Origin of the sequence: Phocaeicola sp. HCN-40430, assembly GCF_037890285.1 — a bacterium.
Lineage (GTDB): Bacteria > Bacteroidota > Bacteroidia > Bacteroidales > Bacteroidaceae > Phocaeicola > Phocaeicola acetigenes.
This window is the reverse complement of sequence record NZ_JBBKBS010000040.1, coordinates 1-9,778: the sequence shown is the minus strand read 5'-3', so window position 1 is coordinate 9,778 and position 9,778 is coordinate 1. Positions and strand designations below refer to the sequence as shown.

Genomic DNA, 9,778 nt, shown 5'->3' with positions numbered 1-9,778 from the left:
TCGTACCGCCCAACCCGACCGAATTGGTAGCCCGTCCGGTACTGGATCAGGCCATTGCCCGGCTGAAAGAGCGTTACGACTACATCATCCTCGATACCGCGCCCATCGGCATTGTGACCGACAGTCTCATCATAAGCCGTGTGGCCGACCTCTGCCTCTATGTCTGCCGCGCCGAAATGACCCCGAAAGCAGCTTTCCAGTATATCAACGAACTGAAGGACAACAGGAAGTTCGGCAAATTAGCCACCGTACTCAACGACATCGACCTGAGCAAGCGCAAGCACAGCTACGGTTACGGCTATGGCAAGAAGTACGGCTATGGCTATGGATACGGTTATGGTTTCCAGAATAATAAGAAAGGATAAACATAAAAATGAAGAACCTGAAGGTAAGCCGGCTCTTAATTAATACTTGTCAGCAAACCAAAGGCTCTTCATTCTCTTTATTTAGCAAACTACACACTGTTATAGCTCTGCGTATTCCTTCCTTGCATCAAAGCAGGGACAGGCTTTACGGATATAAGGACTCAGTTGGGTATGCCCCACAATCCGTGCTTGCGGATAGTCCGCCTTCAGTTGGCGGAGCAGATCCAGCAAGGCACATTTCTGGGTTAAGGTACGGGTGTCGGCAGGACGGTTTTTCCGGTTCAGCCCCCCTTCGTAACATACCCCGATGCTGTGCTCGTTCCATCCGGCTGCATGTGCACCGATCTGATGCAAAGGCCGGCACGGATGAATCACTCCGTCGCGGGTGATATAGAAGTGATAGCCGATATCGGCAAACCCTCGTTCCCGATGGCAGTGCCGAAGTGCTTCTACCGGAAAATCCCGGTCTTCACGCGTCGCACTGCAATGGATTACGATGGTATCTATTTTTCGGAAGTTCTGGAAGTACATATGTTTGAGTTTGTAAGTTTTTTAGTTTGTAAGTTAGGTGACAAGACAGTTATATAAGTTTTTAAGTTTTTTAGTTTGCCAGTTTGTTGATGTTCTCAAACTCAAAAACTCAAGAACTAAGAAACTCATCTTAAGTTTGTTGGTGTTCGCAAACTCATAAACTAAAAAACTTAAAAACTCAAAACTCACATAAACGAACTAAGTCCCAGCGCTCCGGCAATAGCCGTGGCTACGGTGATGATGACTTTGAGGACGATGCCCCACACATTTTTAGGTTTTGAGGAATTTTCCATATAAAGATAAATCTAACAAATATAATTCAAACAATTTGGTTTTAAATTAGTATCCGGACCGCCTGCGTGAGCAACCGGTCCGGAGTTTTTAATCAGACAAGAGGACCTTCACCGGCTTTTTCCGGGGTGATGTCTACGGTGGTTTCACCGGCCTTCTGGGCTTTCAATACCTTACGGACTGCATCACGGGTCGGAACCGGTGTAAATTCCATTCCGGCAAAGATGTTTTTCAGGTCTTCACCCGGTACAAACTGGATGTTTACATCCTTGATATAATCCGAAGTAAACTCCTCTGCTTTTGCGGCACCCTCGCTGCTGATTTGCAGACGAAGCTTGCCCAATTCGCCTAAGTCTACCTGGTTGCCCTCTCGGAGCACTTCAAAGATGTTGTCTACTAAGGCGGTAAGTACCGCCATCACATCGGCACGGTTTACCGTGGTCTGCGAAGCAATCCGCTTCGACATGGTTTTCAGACTGACAGTGTTGCCGATCTGGGCTTTTGCATACGCTTTTTTAATTGCTTCCGGATCCATCGGATTGGAAGATCGCATCGAGATACTGTAATTTAATGCCATAAGCTTAAGTTTTTAAGGTTATTAAATAGGTTACAAGGCGTCTGTTTAAGTTTTTGAGTTTGTAAGTTTTTTAGTTTGTTGGTGTAAGTTTGTTAGTTTGTTAGTTTGTTAGTTTGTTGATGTTCTCAAACTAAAGAACTAAAAAACTCATATTAAGTTGGTTGATGTTCTCAAACTCATAAACTCAAGAACTAAAAAACTCATAACAACTTGTTCCCTCTCTCATTCTGAAACAAAGATACGACACGGGAACAGGGGCTTGGCGGAAAAGGAATGAATGCGATGGAAAATGAAACAATACAGTATAAAATAATTGTCTCAGGCAATGGATATTAGCGGATTTTTTGCTATATTTATAGTGATAAAACAATAATATTCAAGCAATTATGAGAGACACAAGTATTCCTGAAGAGAAGATAGAAAAAGAGTGGGAAATCCATCCTTACTACCGTAGAGAACTGGCCATGGCCTATGCACCCGAACTGAGTCCCGAAGCGGCGGTGAACAGGCTGACCAAATGGCTGAAACTGAACAAGGCTCTGTTCAGGGAACTTCAGGAGTACGGATACCGTCCCAACCAGCGGGTATTTACCCCGGTACAGGTGGAAACAATTTTCCGCTATTTGGGGCGACCCTAAAGCTTGGGTTTACGTGACTATTACCGTGAGCTCACGTGAACAATCGCGTTGGCTTACGTGAACAATCGCGTAAGCGTACGTGACTAATCGTGCAAATTTGATGCAAAAATCGGCAGTTTTGCTCCGAAACCGACGGTTGCGGATGCAACACTGAAAAGAGATTTCAGATAGTAAAGAATTTTCAAACTTTTATTAATCAACAAGATAGGGTGAAAGATGAAAGATGTGAAGCGTGTTTTGTATAATGTTTCAAAATGTACACTAAAAACCCCACCTTTAAAGGTGGCTATTTTGTTGTCATTGCTGCAACATAGTGAAAATATCCTTCACATCTTTCACCAGGCTTCCAGCCGACTGGTTTACAGAATATTAAGGGTGAAAGATTGATACAAAACCAATCTTTCACCATCTTTCATCTTTCACCGGGAACCCGAACTTCTACTCGTAGCCTTCGGAAGGCTCCGGAAGAATGTGATCGATTTCATCCTTGGTACGTTCCACAACGACCCAGAAATTGCCGTTCTTGGTATGTACCTGCTGAAATCCCAGATCCTTCAGTGCACGGCCTACCTGCACGGCATTCAGCCGGACTCCTGCTCCAAAGCGGGCGACAATCTGTGCAGAAGTAATGTACTGCCCCTTTTCCAGTTCCACAGGCGGACGAAAATAAGACAGAATCAGTTCTCGGGCAAGATTAGGAGTTTCGAAGCGGCGGTTTCTTCCGTTCAGCACTTCGATTTCCTTTTCGTCGAACCAGTAGCGATAGCCCCGGTCGAGCAAGGCCTTGGCCTGAGCATACACCCCTTCGTAAGGAATGGGCGTTTTCCAGGGATTCTCAATCTCCTCGATTTCGGCTACTAACCAGCGCCGGGTACCCGTATCATCGGTAAGAAACTGAAGGTTGTTTCCCGTGGCACAGAACGAAGCAATGTGCGGCAGTCGCACCTTATGCCGTCCGTATACCGGACGCTCGTTGACAAAAGCCGTTGTGGTCATCGCCTTGAGCTGATTGAGTTCCTTGCGCTGCATGGAGTCAATTTCCTCGAAGTTAATCAGGATGTTCTCCGTCATTCCGAAAAGATCGTCCTTGGTAAGACGATGGCTGTTGGTCTTCGTGGCATAATAACGGCGCAACACCGGCGGCAGCAGGTTCTCCATAAAGGAACTCTTGAAACAGCCCTGACGGCCCAGAAAGACCAGAATCACATGGTTCACCACCTTGTCGTTGAACACTCCGGCAAGCATACCCACCATCCAGCGGCAGAAATAGTCGCGGAACTGGGCAGGCGAAAGATTGACACACTTCACCATGGCTGCCATACGGCCGATGTAATCCGTCTTTCCGTCCCAGGCAGGAAGGCTGTCGAGATACTCCTGTAAAGGATGAAACTCTTTCACATAATCGCTGGATATCAGCGTACGCAAGCGGGAAATATCCACCTCCATACCCGTGCGCTGCATGTTGCACCAGAGTGAGTTTTCCACATTATCGGTAAGACACTCCCACGGCGCATTTTCCGGCTTTCTGAACCGGAACTCCAGCTGGTGAATCAGGGTGTTCATCCGCAGTTCCACATGCTCGTTGAGGTAATTTTCCATTTCCTCCACACTGGCACGGTTGAGCAGCCGCCGTTCCCGGTTCTGCCGGACAGGACGATAATCCGCCAGCCGGCAGGTAGCATGTTCGGCAGTCAGTGCATAACAGCTCTGCACGGTTGCCCCCACCGAATGTTCCACCGCCTCGTAGTCGGCAAAGACACGCAGCGCCCACTTTTCGGCCTCCTGCTTCTTTACCCCGAAGCGGTTCATCCAATACAGACAGCGGCAGATGTAGTCGTTGTGGCGGTGCTCCTCGTAGCGTGCCCCGTCCTCTTCCACCAGACGCCGCACCACCGGTTCCGCCATCCGTACCGTCACCGCCCTGCATCCTCCTGCGGCAGATTCCTCTGCACAGTCGGACACGGGAAAAGCTTCGGCATCGGGACGGAACAACACATCCGGGTCGTGACAAATGACCGACATCCTCGTGGCATTCTTGCACTGCAAGTCCATGGGAACTCCCAGCAGGTCGGCATAATACGCGTTCACCTTCTTCCAGACAGAAAGAAAGTTGCGCTTCGTCACCGGAGCATCCACACGCACCATCACCCGGATACCGCATCCCGACAAGGTAAAATGCACCAGAAACGCATATTTGTCCTGCCGCAGCCGATGCATGGCACGATACAGTGCGTCGCCCTCCAGCCCGTCTATATCGCCCATGATAAATCCGGAATACCCGGTAATATGACGGTCGGAGCGCCCGCCCTCCAGACTTACGGAAGGCACAAAGGCAGGCTGGTTCATTTTCATGTTGCGCAGATACCCTTTGAGGTTGTCCGCATTACCGGTATCCCCCTCTCCCTCCAGTGTACGGATTTTGGAGAGCGTTTCCCGATAGTGCAGGGTAACATCACGGTGCAAAGGACCTTTGATTTCGTCGACAATGGCCTCCCACGAAGAAGCCTGTGGATGTGTGTCGCGTAATGAAAGAAAACGCGACGGACAGAAAATTTGTTTTTTGCTCATAGCATTAAATTTAGATTTTTACTCAAGCCCCGAAAATCGGAAGCCTTAATTGGCTGTGAAGATACAATAAGCCTCAAAAACGGGATTTTCCCTCCATGAAAGGAAAATGCCCCGCAAAAAATAATGCAAAAAATACAAGAGACAGACATGAGTACCCAACAACCGGACTCCCTGATGGGAATTATGCTGGAATATTTCCGGCACGCCAGCCAGCTGCCAATCTCTACCCTGTGCAGCGAAGCCGGCATCAGTACAAAGACGTATTTGAAATTAAAAAAAAAGATTATCCTCCCCTTGTAAGGATATGTAAACTTTTCTGTGTACTCTACATGCATTTCCCTCCCGAAGAACTGGGAGAGATGGCAAAAGAAGCCACGGAACTATGGGCAGAAGGCATCAGGGAAAAAGAAAAGAGAAAGTAATATTACATATATATGCAATAACAAAAAAAATAATGCATAAAATTTTATTCATATGCAAAAGACCACTTATCTTTGCGCCCCGAAAACAGAGCTATAACTAATCTGAAAACGGATTAAACAAAAATGCATAAAAATACTTATCCCATACTCACTGCTCAGGAAGCAGCCCTTCTGATTCACCACGGAGACACCTTGGGAATCGGAGGGTTTTCATCGGTAGGAACCCCCAAGGCAGTACCCGCTGCCCTGGCTTCCCACGCACAGGCCCAACACGAGGCCGGTAAGGAATTCAAGGTAGGACTCATCACCGGAGGAGCTACCGGAAACACCATCGACAGTGCCCTGGCACAAGCCGGAGCCGTCAGTTTCCGTACCCCTTTCCAGTCGAACAAAGACATGCGAAACGCCATCAACAGCGGCGATGTAGCCTACTACGACGTACACCTCTCCCACATCGGTCAGGACGTACGCTACGGCTTCCTTCCCAAGATCAATGTGGCACTGATTGAAGCTTCCGATGTAACAGCCGACGGCGAAATTACCCTCACCACTTCGGTGGGTATCTCGCCTACCCTGATTCAGCAGGCAGACAAAGTGATTATCGAACTGAACCGTATGCACAGCGGCAAACTGCAGGGCATGCACGACATTTATACTCCTTCGGCTCCTCCCGCACGCACCGACATCCCCATTTTCCGGGTAAGCGACCGTGCCGGCAGTCCGGTGGTAAAAGTCGCCCCGAAAAAGATTGCTGCCATTGTGGAAACCCACGAACGCGACCACATTGCTCCTTTCACTCCGCAGAATGAAACCACGCTCCAGATTGGAAACAACGTGGCGCAGTTTCTGCTTTCGGAATGGAAGAAAGGCCGTATTCCTCAGGAGTTCCTTCCGCTGCAGTCGGGTGTAGGCAACATTGCCAATGCCGTATTAGGTGCCTTGGGCGACGATACACAGCTCCCTGCCTTTACTATGTTTACAGAAGTGATTCAGAACTCAGTCATTGACCTGATGCAAAAAGGACGCATCCGTTTTGCTACCGGCAGCTCATTGACGCTGAGTGAAGACCATTTGGATATGATATACAACGACCTTCCTTTCTTCCGCGACCGGCTTTTGCTGCGTCCGCAGGAGATTACCAACCATCCGGAAATGATCCGCCGTTTGGGCATCATCGCCATCAACACGGCACTGGAGGCTGACATTTTCGGAAACGTGAACAGTACGCACGTATCGGGCAGCAAGATTATGAACGGTATCGGCGGTTCCGCGGATTTCTCGCGCAACGCCTACCTGTCTATCTTCACCACTCCTTCTACGGCAAAGAACGGTCTGATTTCGTCCATCGTGCCCCAGGTGTCGCACGTAGACAGTACGGAACACGATGTCCGCATCTTAGTGACCGAACAGGGTGTAGCCGACCTTCGCGGCAAATCGCCCCGCCAGCGTGCACAGTGTATCATCGAGAACTGTGCTCATCCCGACTACAAGCAGCTGTTGTGGGATTACCTGAAACTCTCGGAAGGCAAGTCGTGTCATACCCCTTTCAGCCTCCGCAACGCTTTCCAGATGCATCTCGCCTATGAAGAAACAGGCGACATGCGGAATACTACTTATATCGCTTAAAATAAACTTATTATAATTATTAATTTATGGAGGATATCACCTGTATGGGTGGTATCCTTTCTTGGTATGTGAGTATTTGAAACTTAATTACTATTTATAACGATATTATTCATGACGAATACAACTGAAAATAACAAGCGGATTGCGAAGAATACGATGTTACTGTATGTGAGAATGCTTATTTTAATAGGTATTCAGCTATATACCGTACCTATCATTTTAAACACCTTAGGTATTGAAGATTATGGTATTTATAATGTTGTAGGGGGCATTGTAACTATGTTCTCTTTCATTGGAAGTTCTTTAGCTTCAGGCTCACAAAGATTTATAGCATTTGAAATTGGAAGAAAAAATAAAGAACAATTAAAAAATATATTTAATACTATTATTACTGTTTACTTCGTATTAGCAATTATTGCACTTATACTATTAGAAGCTGGCGGATACTGGCTATTAAATTACCATATGAAAATACCAGAAAGTCGCATGTATGCAGCTAATTGGGTATTTCAGCTGTCAATTCTTTCATTCCTCATCAATCTTATCTCTATACCTTATAATTCAGTTGTAATAGCACATGAAAAGATGTCTGTTTTTGCTTATATAAGCATTATAGAATGTATTTTCAAGCTAATAGCAGCTATTCTACTACAATATATACTCTTCGACCACTTAATTACCTATGCTATATTAATCTGTCTCATTACTGTTATCATACGAAGCATATATCAGATTTATTGCTATAAAAGATTCGAAGAATGCCAAACCTACCATTTTTCATGGGATTCAGACAAAGGAAAAGAATTATTAACTTATTCAGGTTGGAATATAATAGGCACTATAGCAATCATATCAAGACAACAAGGATTAAATATAATCATAAATATTTTCTTTGGGCCTATATTAAATGCAGCTCATTCCATTGGGCAACAAATTAATGGAGTGATAACTCAATTTATTAACAATGTATATATAGCTACCCGTCCACAAATTACAAAACTATTTGCAAACAATCAAACAGCCGAGATGTGGAATCTTGTATTCAGAAGTAGTAAATTGGCTTTTTATTTATTAATGATCTTAAGTATTCCTCTTTTAATTGAATTAGATAAGATTTTAAATCTATGGCTTCACAATGTTCCTCCTTACAGCGTAGCAATAGGAAGACTTATGATCTTAACCATATTAATAGAAACCTTAGCAAATCAAATCATTGGTGCTTATCAAGCTGCAAATAAAATAAAACGCTATCAGATTTATTCAAGTACTATTATTTTATTAAATATCCCGATATCATATATTTCTTTATTAATCCTTCCGAGTTATCCACTCACGCCCTATTTTATTTCAGTTGTTCTATCAATCTTCTATACTTTTTCCATCATATGGAACGCAAAAAAAGAACTTGGAATGAATATACTAAAATATACTAAACATGTTTTACTCAACGTTATCATAATATATTGCACTATTGTTTTTACTGTTTGGATTAGTATAACATCATTCTCTCCCTCTATATTCAGAATATTATTGACATGTTCAATAACTATAATATACTCATTCGCAGCTATTTGGACATTAGGACTCGATAAAACAGAAAAAGAATTTATAATCAACATAACATTAAAGAAACTTCACAAAAAATGAAAACTCCTAAAATTATCGCAGAAATCGGTTGCAATCACAAAGGTGATATGGCAATCGCTAAAGAAATGATTATGACAGCAGCAACTTACTGCAAAGCAGATGTTGTAAAATTTCAAAAACGCTGTAACAAAGAATTACTCAGTCCAGAAGAATATAATGCTCCACACCCAAATCCTCAAAATTCTTATGGAGCAACATACGGCGAACATAGAGAGTTCTTGGAATTCAATCTGGAACAACACCGCCAATTGCAAAAATGGTGTGAAGAATTTGGAATAGAATATTCTACATCCGTATGGGATGTAACTTCTGCAAAAGAAATCTGTACATTAAAACCAAGTCTTATTAAAGTTCCATCAGCTTGCAATCTAAATAAAGAACTTCTGACCTATCTATGTGAAAACTTTGAAGGAGAAATCCACTTGTCATTCGGGATGACAACACGTGAAGAAGAAGAACAAATTATCAGTTTCTTTGAAGAAAAAGGACGAAATAAAGATCTTGTAATTTACGATTGTACTTCAGGCTACCCTGTACCTTTCGAAGATATTTGTCTGCTTGAAATCACTCGCCTCCGTGAACTTTATGCACACCGCGTAAAAGCTATCGGATTCTCCGGTCACCATTTAGGTATTGCAGTAGACTCAGCAGCCGTAGCTCTCGGTGCAGAATGGGTAGAGCGTCACTATACTCTAGACCGCACTTGGAAAGGCACAGACCATGCAGCATCATTGGAACCAGATGGAGTACGTAAATTAGCCCGTGACTGCCGCGCTGTAGCAAAGGCTCTTAGCTATAAAAAAGAAGAAATTTTAGATATAGAAAAAGTACAGCGAAACAAATTAAAGAAAAATCAAGTTAAATGGTAAAAAAATGAAAACAATAGCTTTCATTCCTGTAAGAGGAGGAAGTAAATCCATCCCTCTTAAAAACATTAAATTATTTTGTGGTAAACCACTAGTATGTTGGAATATAGAAGCGTTAGAGGCATGTAGTCTTATTGATAAAATTATAGTTGCAACAGATTCTGATCAAATAGAAGAAACTATTGCAAATCAAAATTATAAGAAAACTGAAGTTTATAGACGCTCCGCAGAAAATGCTTGCGATACA

11 protein-coding genes and 2 pseudogenes are annotated in these 9,778 nt (G+C 44.1%); 7 read left to right on the top strand and 6 right to left on the bottom strand.

Annotated features, from left to right (window positions below; genetic code table 11):
- Positions 1 to 365: pseudogene (locus WKU26_RS12290) on the top strand (hypothetical protein); the annotation flags it as partial.
- Positions 366 to 464: 99 nt separating this feature from the next.
- On the opposite strand, the gene WKU26_RS12285 reads toward WKU26_RS12290, so the two are convergent.
- From WKU26_RS12285 to WKU26_RS12275, 3 genes are all read right to left on the bottom strand, one after another.
- Entirely contained in the window at positions 465 to 896 is a 432-nt protein-coding gene (locus WKU26_RS12285; protein WP_340322250.1) for an N-acetylmuramoyl-L-alanine amidase, read from the bottom strand.
- 185 nt (positions 897 to 1,081) lie between these two features.
- Positions 1,082 to 1,189 (bottom strand): smalltalk protein, encoded by a 108-nt coding sequence (locus WKU26_RS12280; protein ID WP_340322248.1) that lies wholly within the window; start codon positions 1,187 to 1,189, stop codon positions 1,082 to 1,084.
- A 92-nt stretch (positions 1,190 to 1,281) separates the two neighbouring features.
- On the bottom strand, positions 1,282 to 1,764 hold the full coding sequence (locus WKU26_RS12275) for an HU family DNA-binding protein (RefSeq protein ID WP_340322247.1): 483 nt from the start codon (positions 1,762 to 1,764) through the stop codon (positions 1,282 to 1,284).
- Positions 1,765 to 2,150: 386 nt separating this feature from the next.
- Here WKU26_RS12275 and WKU26_RS12270 point away from each other — a divergent pair, with 386 nt between their 5' ends.
- Positions 2,151 to 2,402, top strand: a complete 252-nt coding sequence (locus WKU26_RS12270) for a DUF4248 domain-containing protein (protein WP_340322246.1) — start codon at positions 2,151 to 2,153, stop codon at positions 2,400 to 2,402.
- Positions 2,403 to 2,840: 438 nt separating this feature from the next.
- Here the strand turns inward: WKU26_RS12270 and WKU26_RS12265 are convergent, their stop codons facing one another.
- The 3 genes and pseudogenes from WKU26_RS12265 to WKU26_RS12255 all read right to left on the bottom strand — a co-directional run.
- Positions 2,841 to 3,965: a VapE domain-containing protein gene (locus WKU26_RS12265; RefSeq protein WP_340322251.1), complete on the bottom strand. Its 1,125-nt coding sequence runs from the start codon at positions 3,963 to 3,965 to the stop codon at positions 2,841 to 2,843.
- Positions 3,889 to 4,563, bottom strand: coding sequence for a hypothetical protein (locus WKU26_RS12260; RefSeq protein WP_340322252.1), 675 nt, complete (start codon positions 4,561 to 4,563; stop codon positions 3,889 to 3,891). The genes WKU26_RS12265 and WKU26_RS12260 overlap by 77 nt, the downstream gene beginning before the upstream one ends.
- Positions 4,449 to 4,748: pseudogene (locus tag WKU26_RS12255) on the bottom strand (BT4734/BF3469 family protein); the annotation flags it as partial. The pseudogene WKU26_RS12255 and the gene WKU26_RS12260, both read right to left, overlap by 115 nt.
- Before the next feature lie 317 nt (positions 4,749 to 5,065).
- Between WKU26_RS12255 and WKU26_RS12250 the strand changes: the two are divergent.
- The 5 genes from WKU26_RS12250 to WKU26_RS12230 form a co-directional block, all read left to right on the top strand.
- Positions 5,066 to 5,392, top strand: coding sequence for a hypothetical protein (locus tag WKU26_RS12250; RefSeq protein ID WP_340322245.1), 327 nt, complete (start codon positions 5,066 to 5,068; stop codon positions 5,390 to 5,392).
- A 123-nt stretch (positions 5,393 to 5,515) separates the two neighbouring features.
- Entirely contained in the window at positions 5,516 to 7,018 is a 1,503-nt protein-coding gene (locus tag WKU26_RS12245; RefSeq protein WP_340322244.1) for a succinate CoA transferase, read from the top strand.
- Between the two features lie 111 nt (positions 7,019 to 7,129).
- Positions 7,130 to 8,665 (top strand): MATE family efflux transporter, encoded by a 1,536-nt coding sequence (locus WKU26_RS12240; RefSeq protein ID WP_340322243.1) that lies wholly within the window; start codon positions 7,130 to 7,132, stop codon positions 8,663 to 8,665.
- Positions 8,662 to 9,534, top strand: a complete 873-nt coding sequence (locus WKU26_RS12235; RefSeq protein WP_340322242.1) for an N-acetylneuraminate synthase family protein — start codon at positions 8,662 to 8,664, stop codon at positions 9,532 to 9,534. The genes WKU26_RS12240 and WKU26_RS12235 overlap by 4 nt, the downstream gene beginning before the upstream one ends.
- A gap of 4 nt (positions 9,535 to 9,538) precedes the next feature.
- The coding region (locus WKU26_RS12230; RefSeq protein WP_445323251.1) for a cytidylyltransferase domain-containing protein at positions 9,539 to 9,778 on the top strand (240 nt) is incomplete at its 3' end.

What these genes read in the sequence shown, in the direction of transcription:
- WKU26_RS12265 (WP_340322251.1), bottom strand. Translation starts at nt 3,965, where the DNA reads ATGAACACCCTGATTCACCAGCTGGAGTTCCGGTTCAGAAAGCCGGAA.
- WKU26_RS12285 (WP_340322250.1), bottom strand. Translation starts at nt 896, where the DNA reads ATGTACTTCCAGAACTTCCGAAAAATAGATACCATCGTAATCCATTGC.
- WKU26_RS12260 (WP_340322252.1), bottom strand. Translation starts at nt 4,563, where the DNA reads ATGCGGTATCCGGGTGATGGTGCGTGTGGATGCTCCGGTGACGAAGCG.
- WKU26_RS12245 (WP_340322244.1), top strand. Translation starts at nt 5,516, where the DNA reads ATGCATAAAAATACTTATCCCATACTCACTGCTCAGGAAGCAGCCCTT.
- WKU26_RS12235 (WP_340322242.1), top strand. Translation starts at nt 8,662, where the DNA reads ATGAAAACTCCTAAAATTATCGCAGAAATCGGTTGCAATCACAAAGGT.
- WKU26_RS12240 (WP_340322243.1), top strand. Translation starts at nt 7,130, where the DNA reads ATGACGAATACAACTGAAAATAACAAGCGGATTGCGAAGAATACGATG.
- WKU26_RS12275 (WP_340322247.1), bottom strand. Translation starts at nt 1,764, where the DNA reads ATGGCATTAAATTACAGTATCTCGATGCGATCTTCCAATCCGATGGAT.
- WKU26_RS12250 (WP_340322245.1), top strand. Translation starts at nt 5,066, where the DNA reads ATGAAAGGAAAATGCCCCGCAAAAAATAATGCAAAAAATACAAGAGAC.
- WKU26_RS12280 (WP_340322248.1), bottom strand. Translation starts at nt 1,189, where the DNA reads ATGGAAAATTCCTCAAAACCTAAAAATGTGTGGGGCATCGTCCTCAAA.
- WKU26_RS12270 (WP_340322246.1), top strand. Translation starts at nt 2,151, where the DNA reads ATGAGAGACACAAGTATTCCTGAAGAGAAGATAGAAAAAGAGTGGGAA.